The organism is Solwaraspora sp. WMMA2056, from assembly GCF_030345095.1.
In the GTDB taxonomy this organism is placed as follows: Bacteria; Actinomycetota; Actinomycetes; order Mycobacteriales; family Micromonosporaceae; genus Micromonospora_E.
The window spans coordinates 3,676,711-3,697,541 of sequence record NZ_CP128360.1; the positions used below are offsets into that span (position 1 = coordinate 3,676,711).

Sequence of the window (20,831 nt, forward strand, 5' to 3'; positions counted from 1 at the left end):
CGGGCGTTACTCGCAGGTAGGTAACTCCTATGTGTGAAGGAGCGTCGTGCGACTTTCCTCTGTAGTACCCCGGTCGACGGCCGCGAGAAGCATCGCCTCCGTGGCGGCGGTGTCCCTGGTCGCCGGGGTCGCGCTGATCGCCGCCGGGATCGGTGTTGGTGGCCCGACCGGTCCGGCGGTGCCCGACGCGGCACCGGCCCCCGTGACGGTGGCCCGGACCACCCCCGACAGCGGCGACGGCACGCCCGAGCAGACCAGCTACGCCAGCGCCGTGCAATTGACCGGCTACGACCCGGCAGCCGGCACCGCCGTACTCACCCCGGACGACCGGATCGAAGCGGCTCCGGTGGACATCCGACCCGGCGATGTGATCGCCAGCCCGCCGACGGCGGCGGCCCCGTACGGGGCGCTGTTCACAGTCGACGAGGTCGAGGAGGTCGACGAGCGGATCGAGGTGTCGTTCGGCGAGGCGACCCTCTCCGACGCGCTCGGCGTCGCCGAGGTCCGCGAGACCGTCGAGGCCGACGACATCGACATCACCGTCACACCCTTGGTCGCCGGGGTCGAATCGGCCACGGTCGTCTACGATCCGACCACCGGCGACAGCGGCGACCAGCCGTCGACGGACCCACCGGCGACGTCACCCGCGACGTCACAGGCACCGACCGACTCGGCACCGACCGGGCCGGCACCGACCGACGGGGCGCCCATCGGACCGGACCAGACACCCGGCGGCGACCCGGCCCCAGCCGACCCACCGGAGCCCAGCACACCCACACCCACACCCACATCCGGCCCGGTTGGCCCGGACCCCGCGACAGCCACCCCCGGGTCGGGGGAGGCGTCGCAACCGGACCCACCCGCCGGGCAGACCCCGCCGGCCCCACCCGTACCAGCGACCGATCAGAGCACGGACATCGTCGTCGACGTCCCGACCCTGCCACCCGGCCAGGTGTTCAGCCCGGTCCGCACCGAGGACGGCGGGCTGATGCTGGTGATGGACATCCCACTGCCCGGGGTGCCGGGCATCACCGGCGTCGACTCGGCGACTCCCGTACTCAAGGGCTGGGTCGGCTTCACCCCCGAGCTGATCTTCTCGTACGGCCGGAAGAACGTCGACGGACAGCGGCCCTACCAGGCCGAGGTCGGCGTCGGCGGCACCTACCGGTACGGCTGGCAGGTCCAGGCGAAGCTCGACGGGCTGACCGACACCGGCAAGCAGGCCCTGCGGCTGCCCTTCGCCGAGGTGCGGCTCAACCACACCCTGTGGATCGGGCCGGTGCCGGTCGTGCTGACGGTCGAGTTGACCTACTTCTACCGGCTGACCGCCGCCGGCGACCTGAGCATCGACGCCGTCCAGTCGACCGTGGGCGAGGTCGCGCTCGGCGCGGCCTACGACTCGCGGACCGGCTGGAAGACGTTGAACCGCCACGAATCCACGACCCAGGGCAACCTCGTGCCGGCCATCGCCGGCCGGGGCGACTTCCGGGCCACCATCGGCGCCGACCTCACCGTGCTGCTGTACGACGCCGCCGGCGTCACCGGACAGTTCGCCCCGTACCTGCGGGCGGCCGTCGACGCCACCGTGGCGCCACCACAGTGGGGCCTCTACGCCGGATTCGACCTGACCGGGGCGCTGTCGCTGCGCCTGAAGATCTTCGGCATCACGATCCTCAAGGCAGACCTGGCTCTGCCGCCGATCAACGGCGACTGGCGCATCGTCGGCAGTGACCCGCCGCCGACCGGGCCGGGCGACGCCGCGCAGCTCACCGGGTAGCCGTGCATCAGCCGTCGGGTCCGTGTCACCGTACGCCGGACTTGTCCGGCGGACCTGGTCCGCCGGACCCGGCGGCTGAGTCACCTCGGTGACGTCAGGCAGCCGGGATCCTGGTCCGGGTGAGCTGCTCCGAGACCTGCCACACCCGGGTGGCGTCCTCGGTGAGCAGCGGGGAGTAGGTCCGGTGCTCCACGGGCGGGCCGCCCAGGTTGCCCAGGCCGCTCGGCCCGTACAGCACACCGCCTTTCGCGGTGGGCGACGTCGCGGCGAGCAGCGCGGGCAGGGCCGCGGTCTCGACGGTGCCGAGCAGGATGCCCCGGGCCGACAGGGCACGGATCAGCCGTACCTGCGGGGTGTCCTTGGCGCGACCGACCTCCGGGCGGGCGGCGAGCAGGCTGGTCGGAGCCACCCCGGGGTGGGACAGGTTGCTGGTGATGCCCCAGCCCTCGGCCTGGCTGCGGCGGTCCAGCTCCAGCCCGAACAACCCGAACGCGATCTTGGATTGGCTGTAGGCGCGCTGCCCGTGGTAGGTGCGCTCCCAGTCCAGATCGTCCCAGTTGATCGTGCCGCTGCGGGCCGCGATGCTGACCTGCGAGGTCACCCGGGCCCGCCCCGCCCGCAGCAGCGGCAGCAGGTTGCCGACCAGCGCGAAGTGGCCGAGGTGGTTGCTGCCGAACTGCAGCTCGAACCCGTCCGCCGTCGTCTGCCGGTGCGGCGGGGTCATCACCCCGGCGTTGTTGATCATGATGTGGATCGGTCGGTCCTCCGCGAGCAGGGTCTCGCTGAGGGCGGTGACCGACGCCAGCGACGACAGGTCGAGGTCGCGCAGCGAGACGTCGGCGCGCGGGGCCGTCAACCGGATCACCGACATCGCCGCCTCACCCTTGCGGCGATTCCGCACCGGCATGATCACCTCTGCGCCGGCGGCGGCCAGCCGGGTGGCGATCACCAGACCCATCCCGTCACTCGCGCCGGTGACCAGCGCCCGCTTCCCGGACAGGTCGGGAATCGTGATGTCGATCGTTCGCCGTGCCATGGTGCGTCTCCTTCGTCGGGTACCCACCGATCCTCAGGCGTCGCCGGCACCGCAACCACGGCCTGCCGATCCCCGGCTCCGGCCGCCCCCCACCGGCCGGCGGCCCCCTGCCGCCGCTGTGTCGGCCGGCGGCCCGTCGGTCCCGCCGCAGGGGCGGATCGGCGATCCGTGGTTCCCGCCGGCCACGGACGGTAGAAACGAGGCAGAACAGCGAAGGAGGCACTCTGATGATCGACCGCGCCGGGCTGGCCGAGTTTCTCCGCAGTCGCCGCGAGGCGCTGCAACCGGAGGACGTCGGCCTGCCGCGCGGCCCCCGCCGACGCACCAGCGGGCTGCGGCGGGAGGAGGTCGCGGCCCTGTGTCACATGTCGACCGACTACTGCTCCCGGCTGGAGCGCGAACGCGGGCCGCAGCCGTCGGGCCAGATGCTCGCCTCGATCGCCCAGGGTCTGCACCTGTCACTCGACGAACGGGACCACCTGTTCCGCCTCGCCGGACACCAACCACCGGCCCGTGGCGGCGGCGGGATCAACGAACACATCAGCCCCGGCCTGCTGCGGGTCCTCGACCGGCTGGCCGACACCCCGGCGGAGATCGTCACCGAGCTCGGCGAGACGCTGCGGCAGACCCCGCTGGGGGTCGCCCTCACCGGCGACACCACCCGGTTCACCGGTCCGGCCCGCAGCTCGGGCTACCGGTGGTTCACCGACCCGACCGCCCGGGACCGCTACGCGCCGGAGGAACACCCGTTCCTGACCCGGATGTACGCCTCGGGCCTGCGGCAGATCGTCACGCTGCGCGGCCCCGACTCCCAGGCCGCGCACCTGGCCGGGCTGCTCCTGGACAGCAACGAGGAGTTCCGCCAGGCATGGGACGCCTACGAGATCGGCGTCCGCCCGCACGACGTCAAACACTTCGTCCACCCGCAGGTCGGCGCACTGGAGTTGACCTGCCAGCGGCTGGTCGACCCCGGTCAGGCCCACTCGCTGATGGTCTACACCGCCATCCCCGGCAGCGAAAGCCACGACAAGCTGCACCTGCTGTCCGTCATCGGCGCCCAGTCGCTCAGCTGAGCGACCTGGCCGGCTGCGCCAGGCGGGTGCCGGCCGGGTCGTGGGCGGGTCGTGGGCGTCCGGCAGGATCGGGCCCTGGTGCGGGTCGGCAATCGGATTGCAGCGTCCGGGCTGTCGGATCGACGCAAGTGTCCCCAAGTTTCCGCTCGTCAATGAACGAGCTTTGTTGACTCATATAGTGTTAATTGTCGGCCGGAATAGAACTCCTGGGGGCGTCGCGTTGGCCGGTCACGCGAGTCCGTGACGGAAGGTGGGCGTGGTGGGTGCAATTCGTGCTGCCGCCAACAGGATTGTCGGAAACGATGACGAGGTCGCCAAAGAACGGGCGCTACTGGATGCGCTCGCATCGCTGGCTGAGGAGAAAGGGCGGGCCATGACCCAGCAGATCCTGGCGGATCTGCGTACGGCTGGCACCGCCGAGAATCGGACCGTGCCGATCGAATCGATCCTCGCCATCGCGGAGCAACATCATGCGTACGCCAAGGAGGGATTGGATGCCAACATCTCGGAAAATGTGTCGAGCGCGCTGCGCGGCTTCTGCTCCGGCAGTGCCGACAGCATCATCAACGGCGTGACATCCCTGATCTCCACTGCGCTCAGTGCTTTCCTGGGTGCGGGCGAGGCATCGGAGGACTCGCTGCACCAGTACTATCTGCTCACCGAGGGAATGTCGATCATCCGCATCGACCTGCGGTCGTGGCGCCGCAAAATCGCCGTTGCAGGATTGAAGAGCAACGTTGAGTCGGTGAGTGCGTTCTCTGCCGTCAAGTCGACAGTCGACCTCAGCAAGGTGCACCTGAACACCTTCCTGTACATGTACGAGCGACAGCTCGCCGCCGTGTTCGACACCAATAGCATGCCGTTCATTCAGCAGATCGAGACCACCAAGCAAATCTACATGAAGTTCGCGGAGACGCTCGGATCGCCGGCCTCGGCCTGAGCGAAAGAAAGGACGGAGAGGGCATGCAGGTGTATGTGCTAATAAACGCGCTTGCGGAAGATCGGAAAAGTATCTATCTGCTGGTGGTCAAGAAGAGGGACAAAGGATACTTTTTTGAAGGAAAACTGATTCCTGACGGTGCCAAGCTCAATGGGGCTGGACTGTATGCGCTGCCAGGTGGGTTGCGTGATGCCAGCGATAGCGGACAGGGTCTCGTGGCGGCGGGGATACGGGAATTCCGTGAGGAAACCGGTGTTGACTTGGAAAAGAGCGCTGATCAGTTTTTCGCGGAGAAGTACGGGAAGGTTCGAGCGTTTCTGACGTTGGAGGTGTCAGATCATGCGGAGCTGGAGCGGATGAGGGCAGAGATCGCCGAAAACCTGGGGCAGGCCGCCTCTGCTGTCGAAAAGGTCAAAAATCGTACCATCACCAGCTGGTCGGCGCTGGTCGCGACATACCCGAAGTGTCCATCGACCAACGAGCTGGCCTCGGTCGAGATCTGGAACAGCTCTGACCAGGCCGAGCTGATCAAATCGTGGAAGCAGGATAAGCAGACCGACTGGTTCTACGGTTTCTTCTGTCAACAGTACAAGCAGTTCGCGCCGGAGTAGTGGGCGGGTGGCCCGGAGATCGACCCTCCGAGCCGTACGCGCGTGGTGACTGGCTGAGCTTGCCATCCGCGCACCGCGACCGATGGGAATTCGGCGGCGTCTAAAGTCAATGCTGACCCGACGATCGCCTCGACTGGCAGTTCCCCTGCTGGTCGGGGCGAGGGTTGCGCTGAGTGCCTGCGGCTCGCCGGCCGAGTCCAGCGGCTGACGATCCGATCGGCGATCCTGGGCCCGCCCGAGATCCGAGCGGACCCAGGGTCGCCACCGGCGGACGGCAGCGCTGTCCGGACTCCCAGTCGGCCGTACGCCAGTTGGCGTCCCACGGCGTGGCGTGCGCGCTACGGGGCTGCCCAACGCCTCGCGCAACGCCTGTTCGCGTTCGGCTGTTGCGGCCTCGATCCTGGGCCGCAGATCGTCGAGGATGGACGCCATGGGGGCATCTCGTGAAATACCCGGCCGGTTCACCATCAGGTTCTTGCCGGCCCCGACGGCGTTCGCCAACTGTGTCGCGGCCTGCTCGGCCTCCGCCGGGAACTCGATGGCGGCCAGCGCCTCGCCTCAGCCGGGTGGTCAGGAACCCACGTACCACCTCGGCCGGCTCCGGTGCGGCGCGCCGGGCCGAGCTACTCCTGTGCCTCCAGCACCGGGAAGGTGCACTCGGTCGGCGGGTCGACCGAACCGGGTGCCGCCGGGCAGACCTTCCTGAGCTCGCTGTACCCGGACGCCGGGCTCACCTCGGTCCGTCTGTCGCTGACCGGTGTTCCCACCGACGGCCTGGCGATCCAGGCGATCTGCGCCTGACCCGACGGCCACGATGATCCGGCGGGCCCGGTGACTGCTCGAGCAAGTCACCGGGCCCGCCGGTGTGTGGCGTCCACCGCCTGCGGGCTGTTGACGGGGTGACCGACGGCCGCCAGCGGACTGCGGGGACCAACTTCGTCCCAGTCTTATCCTCCTGGAGGATCAAAATCCCACAGGAGGATCACGCCGGAACAGGATCAAGGGTCCGGAGGCCCCTTCGGCGCGACAGCACCGGCAGGACGGTCTCTGGCCGGTCCGCGCAGGACGGTCGCAGCAGAGTCGCCGGGTAGGCTGGCTGCCCGTGAGTCTTTTGCGCAAGCCGGGAGTCCTCGACCAGGATGTACCCATCGTCTCGGATGACCGTCCAGCGCCAGCGAAGCAGGACTCGGACCGGACCGGGTGGCTGCGGCGGCACCGGCGCTGGTGGTATCCGCTGGTCGTGGTCGTGCTGCTGGGCCAGATGGCGTTCGCGATGGTGACCACCGCACTGGCGCAGGCACCGACCATCGACGAGCCGGTGTACGTGGGCGCGGCCGCGCTGTACCAGCAGGGCGGCGGCCTGCAGGTCAACCCGGAGCATCCACCGCTGGGCAAGCTGATCATCGGGGCCGGCCTGGTGTTCGCCGACCCGCACATCGACTCCACCTTCCGGGGCAACCAGTCCGACCTCGGCCGGCACGTGCTGTACGAGGCCGGCAACGACGCCGACCGGTTGCTGTTGCTGGCCCGGCTGCCGATGATCCTGCTCACCCTCGGCTTCGGGCTGGTGGTCTTCGCGTTCGCCCGGGACCTGACCGGCCGGGCTGGTGCCCTGGTGGCCCTGGCGGTGTACGCCTTCACCCCCGACGTGATCGCGCACGGCTCCCTGGCCACCCTCGACGTGCCGGCCGCCGGGTTCCTGCTCACCTCGGCCTGGCTGCTGTGGCGGTCCCGGCGACGGCCCTGGGTGTATCTGCCAGCCGCCGGCCTGACACTCGGGGCGGCGCTGGCCACCAAGATGAGCGCGCTGGCGGCGGTGCCCGTACTCCTGGCTCTGGCCGCCTGGTCGGCCTGGCACGCCCGGCCGACGCTGCCCCGGGTCCGCCGGCTCGCCGACGCCGGCGCGGGCGCCGGCGGGACCGGGCTGCTCGCGGTGGCGACCGTGTGGGCCAGCTACCTGGTCGTCGACCCCCGGCTGCAGCGGCCAGCACCCGACACGCTGCCGACAGTGGACGGGTTACGTGCCACGGTCGTCGACTGGCTGCCGTTTCCCGGCTCGTTCCGCGACGGCATGCTGATCCAGTTCGGCTTCGAGGACTGGGCGTGGGGCGGCTATCTGTTTGGCGAGACGTACTCCGGCCACCTCTGGTACTACCTGCCGGCCGCGTTGCTGGTGAAGACGCCGCTCGCCGCGCTGGTGCTGTGGCTGGTCGGTGCGGCCGCGCTGCTGGCGGTGCCCCGGCTGCGCCCGGCAGCCGCGTACCTGCTGGTGCCGGCGGCCGTGCTGATGGCGGCCGCGATGACCGGCTCGCGCGACCTCGGTGTGCGGTACGCGATCTTCATCCCGGTCTTCCTGGCCGTCGCCGCTGCCGCCGTGACGGCCGTACGGTGGCCGACCGTCGCCGCCCGGGTCGCCCGGCCGGTGGCGGCGGTGCTGGTCGTGCTGGTCGCGGTCAGTTCGGTGCGTGCGTTCCCGTTCTATCTGCCCTACGCCAACGAGGCGTTCGGCGGCCCGGCCCGGACGTACCAGCACCTGCATGACTCGAATGTGGACTGGGGGCAGGACCTGGGCCGGCTGGCGGACCGGCTGCGCCAGCGCTACCCGGACGAGCAGGTGTGGCTGGCCTACAAGGGTGCCGGCGTGCCGGAGTACTACGGCATCACCGCATCCGATCCACGGGAGGCGGCACCCGATGAGGTACGCGGCCTGCTGGTGGTGTCGAACACCTGGGTGGCGACGGCCGGCGGGCAGCTGCGCGAGCTGATCGATAGCAGTGAGCCGATCGACCAGGTCGGTCACTCGATGACGATCTACCGCCGCTGACCCCGGAGCATCGTCGTGGCCGGTCCGCACCCGCGTGGTCAGGTCGTCGTGCAGGTGATGTTGGTCGGTGGGTTGTTCGTCCCGCTGACGCTGGCGAGGAAGCCGAAGGTGGCGGAGCCGCCGGCGGGCAGCGACCCGTTGTAGGACACGTTGGTGACCCGCACGTTCCCGCCGCTCTGGGTGTGGGTGCCGTTCCAGAGCTGGTTGATCGCCTGACCGTTGGTGAAGGTCCAGGTGACGGCCCAGCCCTGGATCGGTGCGGTCCCGGCGGTCACGGTGACCTCGCCCTGGAAGCCGCCGGGCCACGAGCCGGTGACCGCGTACGTCGCCCGCGCTCCGGACGACGGGGGAGAGCTGCTCGGACTCGGGGTCGGCGTCGGGGAGAGGGACGGGCTGGGCGAGACCGACGGGGACGGGCTGGGCGACAGGGTCGGCGTCGGTGACGGCGACGCGCCGGGGCGGGCGAGCCGGTAGGTGTGTCCGGCGCGGACGGCGAACGCGACCACGTCGGTCTCGGGCCGGGTGCTGCCCGGGGTGCTGCCGTCGTCGACGTCGGTGAGGGTGAAGCTGCCGGTGAACAGCCGGGCCCGCAGCCGTACGGTGCCGTCGCGGTCGGCGCGGACGTGAAACTCGTCGGCCTGGCCGGCGCGCCACGCCATCGCGACCGTGTAACCGCCCCGGCCCCGTAGCCCGGCCACCTGCCCGGTCGGCCAGGCGGTCGGCAGCGCCGGCAGCAGGTGCAGTTCGCCGTTGTGGCTCTGCAGCAGCATCTCGGCGATCCCGGAGGTCGCCCCGAAGTTCCCGTCGATCTGGAACGGCGGGTGCAGGTCGAACATGTTCGGCGCCAGCCGGTCGGTGCGGACCAGGTCACGCAGCAGCTTGTGGGACCGGGCGGCGTCCTCCAGCCGGGCCCAGAAGTTGATTTTCCAAGCCAGTGACCAGCCAGTGCCGTCGTCGCCCCGGATTTCCAGGGTCCGGCGGGCGGCCTCGAACAGCTGGGGCGTGCCCCGCCGGGTGATCTGGTTGCCGGGGTGCAGCCCGTAGAGGTGGGAGACGTGCCGGTGGTTGCGTTCCGGCTCGACCCAGTCGGCCAGCCACTCCTGAATGTTGCCCCGGGAGCCGATCCGCATCGGCGCCAGCCTGTCCCGGGCCGCCCGTACCTGGGTCCGCAACGTCGGGTCCACGCCGAGGACCTCGCTGGCCCGGGCGACCCCGTCGAACAGGTCCCGCAGGATCTGGTTGTCCATGGTGGGCCCGGCGCAGACGCTGGCGTCGCCGTGGTGGGCGATCTCGGGGGAGTTCGACGGATTGGTGACCAGGTATCCCAGCGTCGGATGGGTGACCAGGGTGTCGAGGAAGAACTGGGCCGCGCCCTTCATCGCCGGGTAGTTGGTGCGCAGGAACGTGACGTCACCGGTGAACTGGTAGTGCTCCCAGACGAGGGTGGCCAGCCACGCGCCGCCGGTGGGCCACATGCCCCAGAACGCGCCGTCGACCACCGAGGAGCCCCGCCACCCGTCGGTGTTGTGGTGGGTCACCCAGCCGCCCGCGCCGTACTGTGCCTGCGCGGTCCGCGCGCCGCTGATCGCCAGGTCCCGGACCAGGTCGAAGACCGGCAGGAAACACTCGGACAGGTTCGTCGTGTCGGCGGGCCAGTAGTTCATCGGCAGGTTCGCGTTGATCGTGTACTTCGAGTCCCACGGCGGGGTCATCGAGTCGTTCCAGATGCCCTGCAGGTTGGCCGGCTGGGTGCCGGGCCGTGACGAGGAGATCAGCAGGTACCGGCCGTACTGGAACAGCAGCGCGGAGAACTGCGGGTCGTCGACGCTCGCGTGCTGGGCGATCCGGACGTCGGTCGGCTGGTCGGCCGCCGCCGTACGGCCCAGGTCGATCGACACCCGGTTGAACAACGCCTGGTAGTCGGCCAGGTGCCGGCTGCGCAGCTGGTCGTGCCCGACGGTACGGGCGGCGGCCAGCCGGTTGCGGGCGCTGCCCTGATAGTCGCCGTCGACGGTGCGGAAGTCGACGTAGCTGGAGCCGATCGACACGAGCACCGTGACGCTGGTGGCGCCGGACACCCGCAGGGTGCCGCCGGAGCTGCTGACCGTGCCGCCGGTGGCGACGACGTTCGCCAGGGCGAGGAACCGCACCCTGCCGGTGACGCCCTTCATGGTGCCGGAGGTGCCGTCGAGCGCGATGGTGCTGGAGTCCGGGCTGGAGACGGTGGTCCGCTGTGGGCTGTCGAAGGTGGCGGTGAAGGTGATCGCGTTGGCCCGGTCGGCGGTGAGGCGGGCGACGATCACCTGGTCGGGGGCGCTGGCGAACACGTCCCGCTGGTACCGCACACCGTTCTGGACGTAGCTGGTGGTGACGACCGCCGTGGTGAGGTCGAGGGCGCGGTGGTACTGCGACACCCCGCTGGCGTTGCCGAAGGCGAGCCGCAGGTTGCCGACCGGCTGGTAGGCCAGCTGTCCGCCGGGGGTGCCCATCATGGTCTGGTTGATCAGGTTCTGTGCCTGGCTCCACTGGTCGGCGAAGACCAGCCGGCGGATCTCGGCCAGCGCGCCGGCACCGCGCGGGTTGGCCGAGTCGTACGGGCCGCCCGCCCAGATGGTGTCCTCGTTGAGCTGCAGCCGGTCGGTGTCGACGTTGCCGAAGACCATCGCGCCGAGTCGGCCGTTGCCGACGGGCAACGCGCGCAGCCAGTCGGTGCCGGCGGGCTCGTCGTACCAGAGCGCCATGTCACCGGCGGCGAGCACCTGTGCCGGCGTCGCCGGATCGGCGCGGGCGAGGGCCGTCCATCCCGTCGGCAGCAGCATGGCCCCCGCGCCGGCCGCGCCGGCGGTGAGGAGTCTCCGTCGGGTGACGTCAGGCATCGTGGTCTCCAGGGGTGCGGGTGCCAAGGACGGTCAGACGGGCCGTCGCGGGCCCGCGCGAGGAGGCGGGCCCGCGACGACACCGGCCGGACAGCCCGTGTGCGCGCTCTCACCGACCGACCCCTGCCCGAGGCCGTACGGCGGAGACCGGGCCGACCGATCCCTCATTCCCCAATGAAGTCCGTCGTTGTTAACGCTAACGAAATAGATCGATGGGTGTCAACGGCTTCGGGTCAGATGGTGAGCCGCCAGCCGTCGATGTACGCCGGGCCCGACTCGCCCCAGTAGTGGTCGGCGACCCGCAACTTCCAGGTGCCGTTGGCGCTCGGGTACCCGGACAGATCAACCACGAAGGTCCGGAACATGTTCGGAATCCCCATCCCGTTGACACCCTGCAGCCCGAACACCTGCCCGTCCGGGCCGACCAGGTCGAAACTGAGATGCCGTGACCAGGGGTGCACCACGCGGACGTCCACGTAGCTGTTGCGGCTCGCGGCCCGGGAACATCCGGTCACCGTGATCGGGCTCTCGACGGTGCTGAGCTCCCCGATCGGCACGTCGGCGGTGGCCTGGCCGCCGCAGACCGGGACGGGCAGGTCGGCTCCGGCGAGGTCGAGCGTCCAGGAATCGAAGAACCCGGTGCCCATCGGGCCTCCGTCGATGACCCGCAGGATCCAGGTCCCGTTGGCGGTGGAGCCGGACAGGTCGTAGGTGAACGTGTGGTCCACGTCCGGACCTGTCCCCAGACCGGTGCGGGACAGCAGGAAGTGCCGGGTGCCGTCCGGGGCGTACAGGTCCACCTGCAGATCATGGATTCCGCTGTGCACGATCTTGACCGCGACGGTGCTGTTGTGGGCTGCGGTGCCGGCGCAGCCGGCGATGGTGATCGGCACGTCGACGGTCCCGCCGAACAACGGCAGCGGCATGTCGGTGTCGTTCGACCCGACGCAACCCGGGAGCGCCTCGACGGTGAGGGTGAACCTGACCATCCGGGTGGCGGTGGCGCCGGTGCCGAAGACCACGACCGGGTACGTGCCGGCGGCGGTGATGGCAGTCGTGGAGACGGTCAGCGTGGTGGTGCCGGTCGAGTCGATGGTGGACGGGGTGAAGGTGGCGGTGGCACCCCGAGGCAGCCCGGCGGCGCTCAGGGCGACAGGTTGCGCCGTGCCGGCGGTGACGGTCGCGGTGATGGTGGTGGCGGCGGTGCCGCCGGCGGTGACGGTGGCCTGGGCCGGGCCGGCGGCGAGGGTGAAGTCGTGGCCGGGGGTGGTGTCGTTGACGTAGAGGAGCCGGTCGGTCGTGCCGGCACCGGGGTTGCCGACCACGCCGGGGGTGGCGCGGTCGAGCAGCGCGGCGGTGACCTGGGCCGGGGTGTGGTCGGGGTGTTCGGCGAGGATCAGCGCGGCCGCGCCGGCGACGTGCGGAGCGGCCATCGAGGTGCCGCTGGCCGGACGGGCGGCGGTGTCGTCGGTGATGCCGGCGGAGACGATGTCGACACCGGGGGCGAAGATGTCGACGCAGCCGCCGATGTTGGAGAACGCCGCGCGGGTGTCGTCCGGGCCGGTGGCGGCGACGGTGATCGCCTGCGGGGCCCGGGCGGGGGAGTAGCCGCAGGCGTCGGCGCCGCTGTCGTTGCCGGCGGACACGACGTAGGTGACGCCGTCAGCGGTGGAGCGGGCGATCGCCTCGTCCATCGGGGCGTAGGCGGGCCCACCGAGGCTCATGTTCGCCACCGCCGGCTCACCCGGATCGTGATCGGCAGTGACCCAGTCGATGCCGGTGATCACGGTGGCGACGTTGCCGTTGCCGTTGCAGTCGAGCACCCGTACGGCGACCAGCTCCACGTTCTTGGCCACACCGTACGTCGTGCCGCCGACCGTACCGGCGACGTGCGTGCCGTGCCCGCGACAGTCGGTCGGGTCGTCGTCGTTGTCGATGGTGTCGCGCCCGGCCCGGACCCGGCCGGTGAACTCGGTGTGCGACATCCGGATCCCGGTGTCGATGACGTACGCCCGGACGACCGGCGCGACCCGTGGGTAGCTGAAGCTACCGTCGAGTGGCTGGCTGCGTTGGTCGATGCGGTCCAGCCCCCAGGAGGGTGCGGGCGTCTGCACGTCGGCGGCGGTCACGGTGTGGTTCTGGGTGACCGAGTCGACACGGGGATCGGCGGCGAGCCGGCGGGCCTGGCGCGGCGTCAGGTGCGCTTCGAAGCCGTGCAGGGCGTGGCGCCAGGTTGCGGGCGACGGTGCCGCCGTGCCGGTCGGCGACCGCCCGGGCGGTACGGTCCACCGTGCTGGTGGCGGCGGCCGTGTCGGCCAGGACGACGATGTAGGAGTTGGCGACCGCGGTCGGGCCGCCGACCGCGTGGACCGTCGCTTCGGGTACGGCGGCGACCGCCGGTACGGCCGGTGCCAGGGCCAGCAGCGTCGCCGCCACCAGCACCCCGGCTCGTTTCGACACCATTCGAGTTGCTCCTCCCCAGGATTCGATCCGTTCTGGACAGGAAAACATCGACGATCCACGATGAGAACGCTCCTCGCCGAACTTGGGGCGGTTGCCGGGTCACGCCAGCGATGTCGTGGCGGCCCGCCGTTTCCGGCGCTGGTCGCGGGTGAGCCGTCCGACGACCGTGGCGAGTGCCAGCCCGGCCGGCGGCGTCGCGTCCCGCCGCCACACCAGCTCCAGGTCCGGGGCGGCCACCTCGTCGGTCAACGGGAGGACCACGCCGTCCATGGTGGGCAGTGTGGCGAGGGACCGGGGTACCAGCGCGAAACTGTTCTCGTCGGCCAGCCCGACCCGCCGCCACCCCAGCTGTGCGCAGTCGGCGATCTCGACGACCACCCCGGCCCGGACGCAGGCGGCCAGGACGGCGGACCGGTATCCCGGTGCCAACTCCTCCGGGGGCAGACTGAGCCGACCGCCGGCCAGGTCGGCCAACCCGACGCCGTCCGGTCCGGTGTCGTCCGGTCCGGCATCTGTCCGCAGGGCGAGCCGATGCCCGGCGTCGACGACGGCGACCAACGGTTCCCGGCGTACGGTGCACCTGTCTACATCGGATCGAGCCGGTAGCCCCCGGGTCAGCACCAGGTCGAACCGGCCGGCCCGCAGCCCGGCATCCAGCTCGGCCGGCCACGCCTCCTGCGTCCGTACGGTGATCTGCGGATGCGTCACCCGCAGCGCCGCCAGCAGACGGGGCAGCACCTCGGCGGCGGCGCTGGCGACCACCCCGAGCCGTACCGTCCCGGTCTGCCCGCTGCCGGCGGCCCGGGTCACCCGTACCACCGACTCGGCGTCGTCGAGCACCCGGCGGGCGGACGCCACGAAGGCCGCGCCCGCGTCGGTGAGCCGGGTCGGCCGCCGGTCGAACAGCGGTACGCCGAGTTGCCGTTCCAGGTCGCGGATCTGCCGGCTCAACGGCGGCTGCGCCATGTGCAACCGCCGTGCCGCGCCCTCGAAGCTGCCCTCCTCGGCGACGGCGACGACGTAGCGCATGACCCGCAGATCGACCGACATACCAGCACGGTATCCCGCCATACCCAGGCGATCTTGTTGTGGGTGTTTCCGCCGGTGAGGCTCGAATCGACCGACAACCGGAAGGACCACAGTGCACACCACTCGACTGCTCGCCGCCGCCACCGCCGTCGCCGCGACGGCCGGCGTACTCGCCGCCGGGCCGACGACCCCGGCGGTGGCCGCACCGATCGCCGACGGCATCGCCTCGGCGGCATCCCACCACCAGCACCAGCACCACCGGCCCGGAAGCTACGTGCTGGCCGGCGACGACGCCTACCCCGAAGGTATCGCCCGCGACCCGCGTGGGCCGTACTTCTACGTCAGCAGCCTGACCGACGGCCGGATCTACCGGGGCGACGTCCGTTCGTCGCGGACCTCGGTCTGGCTGCCCGGCAACGCCGCCGACGGCCGCACCACGGCCGGCGGCATGAAGGTCGACGCCGCCGGGCGGCTCATCGTCGCCGGCGGTGGCACCGGCTACGTCTGGGTCTACGACACCCGCAGCGGCGCCCTGCTGCACCGCTTCGCCACCGGCACCGCGAACCCGATGCTCAACGACGTGGCGTTGGCCGCCAACGGCGACGTCTACGTCACCGACTCGTTCCAGCCCACCCTCTACCGGATCACCGCCCGGCAGTTGCGTGGCGGTGGCGGGATGACCGTACCGCTGCGGCCGTTCCTCGACCTGCGGGGCACCAGCATCGACTACGACGACGGGTTCAACCTCAACGGGCTGGTGGTCACCCCCGACCAGCGGTACCTGATCGTGGCCGACTACAACGACGGTGCGCTGCACCGCGTCGACCTGCGGCGACGTACCGTCTCCGCGATCGACCTTGGCGGCGCGACGGTGCACGGCGACGGCCTGCTGATGCGCGGCGACCTGCTGTACGCGGTCAGCAACCTCGACGGCGACGGCAACACGGTCAACGTGCTGCGGCTGCACCCGTCCGCCGGTCGGGCGACGCTGCTGGCCCGGGTCACCGACCCCCGGCTGCACGGCCCGTCGACGGCGGCGTTCGACGGCCGGGACCTGCTGGTGGTCAACTTCCAGTACGGGGCGAGCGACCCGGTGCTGCCGTACACGGTGGTCCGGCTGACGATCCGCTGATCAGGCGGTCGCCGGCAGGGCTGATCAGGCGGTCGGCGGCAGCGCGGCGGCGATCCGCTCGGCGTACAACTGGGCCTCGGCGTCGTCGGCGTAGCGGCTGCGCGGCCAGAAGAAGCCGCGCAGCCCGTCGCCCTTGGTTCGCGGTACGACGTGGGTGTGCAGATGTGGCACCGACTGCGACACCCGGTTGTTGATCGCCACGAAGGTGCCGCCCGCACCGAGACCGGCCTCGACCGCCGCCGCCACCCGCTGCACCAGCGCGAAGTAGTCCGGCAGCGCGGCCGGCGGCAGATCGGTCAGCGTGACCACGTGCGGACGCGGGCTGACCAGCACGTGTCCACGGAACACCGGACGGGTGTCCAGGAACGCCACGCCGGCGGCGGAGTCGACGACCCGCCAGGCGGGGGAGTCCCCGGCGACGATCCGGCAGAACACGCAGGTGGTCATCGTCGCAGGCTAGCCGGTCACTGCTCGATCAGCAGGTTCCACCGCACGTCGGGGCCGGCCTCGACCCGGATGCCGGTCGGCCCGCCGGGGTGGTCCTGATCGAGGTTGCGGGTCAGGTACACCTCGTCGCCGGGGCAGTCGATGTCCATCCGCGACCCCGACTCCAGGATCACCGCCAGCTGGCCGGGGCCGTCGTCGGCGACGCAGTCGAGACTGATCCACAGCTGCCCGGGGTGCAGTTCGACGGTGCCGAGCGTCGCCGGCCCCCGGGTGGCGGTGACGGCGACCACCGGCCGGGCGCTGGTGGCCGGGTCCGGCAGCGCGGCCAGCGTCGGCGCCGGGGCGGCGGTGACCGATGGCCGCACCGGCGGTGCCGGGACCGCCCCGGGCGCCGCTGCGCCGGTCGGCACCGACGTGCACGCGCCGAGCGCCAGCAGGCAGCCGAGGGCCAGCAGGGCGGGCCCGTGCGTCCCGGCAGCAGTGGACGGCGTCCCTCGACCTCGCCTTCTACTCTGAAGCCCGGCCACCGGGGAAGGACCAGGATGTCGCTCGTGGAGCATCTACCGACGATACTCGCGGTGGTCGTCGGCGGGGTGCTGACCTACGTCGGCACCGGGCTGACCGAGCGCAGCCGCTGGCAACGGGAGCAGGCCGTACGGTGGGACGAACGCCGACTCGCCGGCTACGTCGAGTTCGCCGCCACCGCCAAACGGATCGCGCTGCTCTCCTCCCGGGTGCTGGCCAGCCGGGGCGTGGTGACCGCCATCAGCCCGATCGGGCGGGACGAGGGTCTGGCCCTGCTCGGGCAGGCCGAGTCGGACCGTTCGGTGCAGTTCGAGTCGGTCCTGCTGCTCGCCGACGAACCGACGATCACCGCCGCGCAGACGCTGACCGAGACCCTGTGGCGGCTGGAGGCCTTCGCCACCGGTGACGAGCCCGTCGACGAGCAGGCCTGGCGGGAGGGCTTCGCCGACTACCGGCAGGCCCGTGCCGAGTTCTACCGGTGGGCGCGCCGCGACATGGGGGTGCGGCCGGCGCGGATCCCGACGTCGGCGATCGCGTCCCGCGACGTCCGGCCGCCGGGCTCGTTGGCGGCCACCGGCACCGACTGAGTCGGCGGCACCGACCGGCCCCCCGGCTGCCACGACACCGACCGCGTCGGGATCTATCACACCGGACGACCGAACGCCAAGCACCAGAGCTCCGTGACGTCGCGGATTACCCGCCTGCCGGATCGCTGCGAGCCTTCCACCGTCCACCCGCCCACCACCGGGCCGGGACGTCGAGAAGGGATGCTCACCATGAGACATCGGATCAGGCGGGCGGCCATCGGCCTGCTCGCCGCCGTCGCCGTGGCCGTCGGCATGGGAGTCGTCGCCGCGCCGGCCAACGCGGCGGCGCAGAGCTGGTACGCCTACAAGTCTTCAAGTCCGGGGCCCGCGGCTACGTCGTCACCGGCGGCACGGTCGACTTCCAGTCGAAGCGACTCGTCGTCGGCAACAACTGGGGCCAGGCACACTCCTACACATGCAGCGGCACCAGCCCGGTGACGATCAGCAACATCCGGGTGTCCGTATCCTGGCAGCTCACCGGCACGAGCCTCACCAGCTGCACCATCTCCTGGCCGCCCGGCTGCACGGTCAGCGGTGGTGTCATGAACGGCAAGGCTTACCACTCCGGTTCCGGGTCGGGCAGCTACCGCAGGGTGAGTCAGGCCGGCTGGATCTATGTCGGTTCCGGCAGCGACAAGTTCTACTACAACGCCGAGGCCCGGTTCATCAACGGCAACAACACCCGATACACCGTGGCGTACGCCAGCAAGTCGAGCTAGAAGTCCGCGCGCGGGTGCGGCCGGGGTGCGCGTCACCTCGGCCGTCGCCGATCGGTGAAGGGATCCCCATGTCGCGTACGTCCCGGGTGTCGGGCCGCCTGGCGTCGGCCCCACTGGTCGTCGCCCTGGCCGTGGCGGCGGCGCTGGTCGCCACGGCCGCCGTACTCACCGTCCACCACTCCGCCAGCGCGCCGGCGGCCCCGCCAGGCCCGCCTGACATCGCGCAGGCCTTCGAGGCACTGGTGGTCCGCCAGCCGGACACGGCGGAGGTCCTCTACCCGCAGGGCGGCCCACAGCTGCGGCACGTGATGACCGCCGCCGGGGCGCTGCAGCGCCGGGGCCAGCTCCATCCCGGTCTGCTCGCCCGGGTACGCGGCCTCACCACCGCCGACTGGGCCGCCTACCTGGACCGGTACCCCTCGGTCGCCAGCGACGAGAGCGCCGACTATCCGGCGTACTTCGCCATCTGGCAGTGGGACCGGCTCAACCGGGACCTGGCCGCCGCCGGTCACGAGCCGCTGCCGACCCCACCGCCGGTGGCGGCCAGGGTCGCGGCGCTGGCCCGGTCGCCGCAGCTGACCGGGGTGCACCGGCTGTGGGCGATGCGCCTCGGGCACCTGGCCGGTGACCGGACGCTGGCACCGCCGCGCGGCAGCTGCGCCGAACTGGCCGCGCGGCTGGCCGATCCCGTCCGGCTCGGCGAGGACACCACCTTCGGCTGGCTGCCGGCGACGCCGGCCCGGCCGTTGTGCCAGGGCGACCCAGGCCTGGTGACCGGCGCGGCCGACACCGCCGTCGGCAGCTACCTCGGTGCCATCCGCTCCCGAGGCGAGATCGGCGGCGGCGACCTGCGGACATTGGCGCTGCTCGTCGAGGTCGCGACGGTGGCCGACGCCGGTCACCGCCCGCCCGGCGACCTGACGGCGCTGCACCGGCGGGCGGTCGAAACACTGCAGCAGCAGGCCGACGCCGGTGCCCTGCGGCTCGACCCCGACGATCTGGCCTTCTTCGACCTGCTGCATCCCGCACCGCCGCGCTATCCGCCGGCACTGCTGCGACGGGTGCAGATGGCCCTGCTGACCGTCGGCCGGGTGCCGTACGCGGTGGACAGTGCCGGGCTCACCACGGTGCTCGCCCCGGCGACCGGCGCGCTGCTCGGTGTCGACCTGTCGGTGACGCCGCGACCGGCTCCGTCGGACGGACTCGCGGTCGACGCGGTGATCGAAGCGCTCGGGCTGCGTACCCCCGGTGCGGTGCCGCAGCTGTCGGCGCGGCTGCTCGACGACGTGACGTTCGACGGGCTGCACCACGCGGCGGTCACGATGCACGCCTACGCGGTGACCGGCGACTGTGCCCGGGCGCAGCGACGCGCGGAGCACCTGCGGGAGCTGACCGGCGGGGTCGTCGACGACCTCGCCGACGGGGTCGGCATCGACTACGCGGCGCTGCTGCACGTCGCGGCCGCCGCCTGCCAGGTGCCGACCGGACTGCCGCAGCCGGACCAGCTGATCGACGCGGCGCGGCGGGGCATCGCCACCGGTCGGGCCACCGAGGTCTGGCGCGGTGCCGAAGTCGTCTGCCTGCTCGATGACGCGGCGGGTACGGCACCGTCGACGGATCCGGTCCGGCGGCGGCTGGCCGCCGTCGCCGAATCCGCGCTCGCCGGCTACGCCAGCGGAGCCGCCTGGTCCGTGCCGGAGTACGGGCTCATCGACCTGTACGCGGGACTGCGACTACGGCAGATCGCCGCGACCGGCTGCGCCGGGGCCTGGTGGGACGGGGTGCGCGGGGCCGCGACGTGACAACCGGGCAACGGTACGGCATCGGCTGTTCACGGCAGGTGCTGCGGGCCGACCAGCCCCCACCGCAGCGCGGCGCTGACCAGGGCCTCCTTACGCCAGCTCCGGTGCGCACGCAGCCCGTCGTGGACACCGGCGAGTCCCAGCTTGCCGACCAGGTAGCAGATGTGCGCGTCGACGGCCCGGGCGCTGATCGGGCTGCCCCGGCCGGTGAGGGTCGCGGCGATCTCCGCCGAGGTGGCCAGGGGACGGTGGAACTCGCCACGCAGCCGGGGTTCGCACAGCACCCGCAACACCTCGAAGTAGCCGGTACCGGGGGTCAGGTCACCGGCGTCCCGCGCGCCATCGGACGGGCAGGCCGGCACCGTCGAGACGTCGACGGCCGCCGGTTCCGGCCCGAACACGGTCAGCAGTGCGACGGCACCGGCCCGTACCCGGCCCAGTTCGAAGGGGATGACCACGGCGGCCCGGCCGGCGACGACGGTGATCGTGTTGTGCGGCTGTTCCAGGTCCTCCACGAGGAAGCTGGTCGGGCCCGGGTTGTCGACCCGCCAGTGGTCCAGATGGGCGACGATGCGCCCCCGCAGTGCGGCCGGGCCCGGCACGTACACGGTCACCGTGCGACGGCAGCCGCCGCACCGGCAGGTGCCGAAGTCGAGTGTCTCGCCGTTGTCGAGGTCCCAGACCTCGTTGCTGCCCACGCCTGGTGCGACGGTCAGCACGCTGACCACGTGTGCCATCGAGGATCTCCTCTGCCGGCGGTTGCCAACGGCACGCGCGGTCCCGTCGGTCGTCCACTGCCTGGTCTACCGGTGCGCCGTGGCGCGGCTCAAGGAAATGGCGTCGGTAGATCAGTCGAGGCCGAAACCTTCGTGATCGCGAAGGTGTCCGTTGCGGACGGACGCACCGTGCGTCGCCGGGTACCCTTCGGCATCGGGGGCCGGGCGCGCCGGGCACCACGGCCCGACTCGGTCACGGCGACGGTGCGCGCGG

Annotated in this window: 18 protein-coding genes and 1 pseudogene; 10 read left to right on the top strand and 9 right to left on the bottom strand. The window is 71.5% G+C overall.

What is annotated here, in order from left to right:
- The first annotated feature begins 100 nt into the window (after window positions 1–100).
- Window positions 101–1,777 (top strand): hypothetical protein, encoded by a 1,677-nt coding sequence (locus O7608_RS16780; RefSeq protein ID WP_289205466.1) that lies wholly within the window; start codon window positions 101–103, stop codon window positions 1,775–1,777.
- Window positions 1,778–1,871: 94 nt separating this feature from the next.
- Here the strand turns inward: O7608_RS16780 and O7608_RS16785 are convergent, their stop codons facing one another.
- Window positions 1,872–2,813: an SDR family oxidoreductase gene (locus O7608_RS16785; RefSeq protein ID WP_289205467.1), complete on the bottom strand. Its 942-nt coding sequence runs from the start codon at window positions 2,811–2,813 to the stop codon at window positions 1,872–1,874.
- A 227-nt stretch (window positions 2,814–3,040) separates the two neighbouring features.
- Between O7608_RS16785 and O7608_RS16790 the strand changes: the two genes are divergently transcribed.
- The 5 genes from O7608_RS16790 (at window position 3,041) to O7608_RS16810 (ending at window position 8,261) form a co-directional block, all read left to right on the top strand.
- On the top strand, window positions 3,041–3,886 hold the full coding sequence (locus O7608_RS16790; protein WP_289205468.1) for a helix-turn-helix transcriptional regulator: 846 nt from the start codon (window positions 3,041–3,043) through the stop codon (window positions 3,884–3,886).
- Between the two features lie 259 nt (window positions 3,887–4,145).
- Entirely contained in the window at window positions 4,146–4,826 is a 681-nt protein-coding gene (locus O7608_RS16795; protein WP_289205469.1) for a type 2 periplasmic-binding domain-containing protein, read from the top strand.
- Window positions 4,827–4,849: 23 nt separating this feature from the next.
- Window positions 4,850–5,437 carry an NUDIX hydrolase gene (locus tag O7608_RS16800; RefSeq protein WP_289205470.1) on the top strand — a complete coding sequence of 196 codons (588 nt, stop codon included), beginning with the start codon at window positions 4,850–4,852 and terminating at the stop codon, window positions 5,435–5,437.
- Window positions 5,438–6,040: 603 nt separating this feature from the next.
- Window positions 6,041–6,238, top strand: a complete 198-nt coding sequence (locus O7608_RS16805; RefSeq protein ID WP_289205471.1) for a hypothetical protein — start codon at window positions 6,041–6,043, stop codon at window positions 6,236–6,238.
- Between the two features lie 301 nt (window positions 6,239–6,539).
- Window positions 6,540–8,261: a phospholipid carrier-dependent glycosyltransferase gene (locus tag O7608_RS16810; protein WP_289205472.1), complete on the top strand. Its 1,722-nt coding sequence runs from the start codon at window positions 6,540–6,542 to the stop codon at window positions 8,259–8,261.
- A 38-nt stretch (window positions 8,262–8,299) separates the two neighbouring features.
- Here O7608_RS16810 and O7608_RS16815 read toward each other — a convergent pair whose 3' ends face one another.
- The 4 genes and pseudogenes from O7608_RS16815 to O7608_RS16830 form a co-directional block, all read right to left on the bottom strand.
- Window positions 8,300–11,137, bottom strand: coding sequence for a glycosyl hydrolase family 95 catalytic domain-containing protein (locus O7608_RS16815; RefSeq protein ID WP_289205473.1), 2,838 nt, complete (start codon window positions 11,135–11,137; stop codon window positions 8,300–8,302).
- Window positions 11,138–11,370: 233 nt separating this feature from the next.
- Window positions 11,371–13,266: a S8 family serine peptidase gene (locus O7608_RS16820; protein WP_289205474.1), complete on the bottom strand. Its 1,896-nt coding sequence runs from the start codon at window positions 13,264–13,266 to the stop codon at window positions 11,371–11,373.
- Window positions 13,267–13,308: 42 nt separating this feature from the next.
- Window positions 13,309–13,659 (bottom strand): annotated as a pseudogene (locus O7608_RS16825) (hypothetical protein); the annotation flags it as partial.
- 40 nt (window positions 13,660–13,699) lie between these two features.
- A complete protein-coding gene (locus O7608_RS16830; RefSeq protein WP_289205476.1) occupies window positions 13,700–14,650 on the bottom strand; it encodes a LysR family transcriptional regulator in 951 nt (316 codons plus the stop codon).
- A 91-nt stretch (window positions 14,651–14,741) separates the two neighbouring features.
- On the opposite strand from O7608_RS16830, the gene O7608_RS16835 reads away from it, so the two are divergent.
- Complete coding sequence (locus O7608_RS16835) at window positions 14,742–15,761, top strand: SMP-30/gluconolactonase/LRE family protein (protein ID WP_289205477.1); 1,020 nt, start codon at window positions 14,742–14,744, stop codon at window positions 15,759–15,761.
- A 24-nt stretch (window positions 15,762–15,785) separates the two neighbouring features.
- Here the strand turns inward: O7608_RS16835 and O7608_RS16840 are convergent, their stop codons facing one another.
- Both O7608_RS16840 and O7608_RS16845 read right to left on the bottom strand, forming a co-directional pair.
- Window positions 15,786–16,208 carry an HIT family protein gene (locus O7608_RS16840; protein ID WP_289205478.1) on the bottom strand — a complete coding sequence of 141 codons (423 nt, stop codon included), beginning with the start codon at window positions 16,206–16,208 and terminating at the stop codon, window positions 15,786–15,788.
- A 17-nt stretch (window positions 16,209–16,225) separates the two neighbouring features.
- Window positions 16,226–16,618 carry a hypothetical protein gene (locus O7608_RS16845; protein WP_289205479.1) on the bottom strand — a complete coding sequence of 131 codons (393 nt, stop codon included), beginning with the start codon at window positions 16,616–16,618 and terminating at the stop codon, window positions 16,226–16,228.
- Window positions 16,619–16,759: 141 nt separating this feature from the next.
- On the opposite strand from O7608_RS16845, the gene O7608_RS16850 reads away from it, so the two are divergent.
- Entirely contained in the window at window positions 16,760–17,320 is a 561-nt protein-coding gene (locus O7608_RS16850; RefSeq protein ID WP_289205480.1) for a hypothetical protein, read from the top strand.
- Between the two features lie 409 nt (window positions 17,321–17,729).
- Here the strand turns inward: O7608_RS16850 and O7608_RS16855 are convergent, their stop codons facing one another.
- Window positions 17,730–17,864 carry a hypothetical protein gene (locus tag O7608_RS16855; protein ID WP_289205481.1) on the bottom strand — a complete coding sequence of 45 codons (135 nt, stop codon included), beginning with the start codon at window positions 17,862–17,864 and terminating at the stop codon, window positions 17,730–17,732.
- On the opposite strand from O7608_RS16855, the gene O7608_RS16860 reads away from it, so the two are divergent.
- Window positions 17,863–18,039, top strand: a complete 177-nt coding sequence (locus tag O7608_RS16860) for a hypothetical protein (protein ID WP_289205482.1) — start codon at window positions 17,863–17,865, stop codon at window positions 18,037–18,039. The two genes, O7608_RS16855 and O7608_RS16860, sit on opposite strands and share 2 nt — an antisense overlap.
- Before the next feature lie 68 nt (window positions 18,040–18,107).
- Window positions 18,108–19,841 (top strand): hypothetical protein, encoded by a 1,734-nt coding sequence (locus O7608_RS16865; protein ID WP_289205483.1) that lies wholly within the window; start codon window positions 18,108–18,110, stop codon window positions 19,839–19,841.
- Between the two features lie 29 nt (window positions 19,842–19,870).
- On the opposite strand, the gene O7608_RS16870 is transcribed toward O7608_RS16865, so the two are convergent.
- A complete protein-coding gene (locus tag O7608_RS16870) occupies window positions 19,871–20,578 on the bottom strand; it encodes a hypothetical protein (protein WP_289205484.1) in 708 nt (235 codons plus the stop codon).
- Window positions 20,579–20,831: the final 253 nt, after the last annotated feature.

Coding starts and splice junctions, on each gene's coding strand:
- O7608_RS16785 (WP_289205467.1), bottom strand. CDS start 2,813: ATGGCACGGCGAACGATCGACATCACGATTCCCGACCTGTCCGGGAAG.
- O7608_RS16790 (WP_289205468.1), top strand. CDS start 3,041: ATGATCGACCGCGCCGGGCTGGCCGAGTTTCTCCGCAGTCGCCGCGAG.
- O7608_RS16800 (WP_289205470.1), top strand. CDS start 4,850: ATGCAGGTGTATGTGCTAATAAACGCGCTTGCGGAAGATCGGAAAAGT.
- O7608_RS16815 (WP_289205473.1), bottom strand. CDS start 11,137: ATGCCTGACGTCACCCGACGGAGACTCCTCACCGCCGGCGCGGCCGGC.
- O7608_RS16830 (WP_289205476.1), bottom strand. CDS start 14,650: ATGTCGGTCGATCTGCGGGTCATGCGCTACGTCGTCGCCGTCGCCGAG.
- O7608_RS16840 (WP_289205478.1), bottom strand. CDS start 16,208: ATGACCACCTGCGTGTTCTGCCGGATCGTCGCCGGGGACTCCCCCGCC.
- O7608_RS16860 (WP_289205482.1), top strand. CDS start 17,863: ATGAACGGCAAGGCTTACCACTCCGGTTCCGGGTCGGGCAGCTACCGC.
- O7608_RS16855 (WP_289205481.1), bottom strand. CDS start 17,864: ATGACACCACCGCTGACCGTGCAGCCGGGCGGCCAGGAGATGGTGCAG.
- O7608_RS16865 (WP_289205483.1), top strand. CDS start 18,108: ATGTCGCGTACGTCCCGGGTGTCGGGCCGCCTGGCGTCGGCCCCACTG.
- O7608_RS16870 (WP_289205484.1), bottom strand. CDS start 20,578: ATGGCACACGTGGTCAGCGTGCTGACCGTCGCACCAGGCGTGGGCAGC.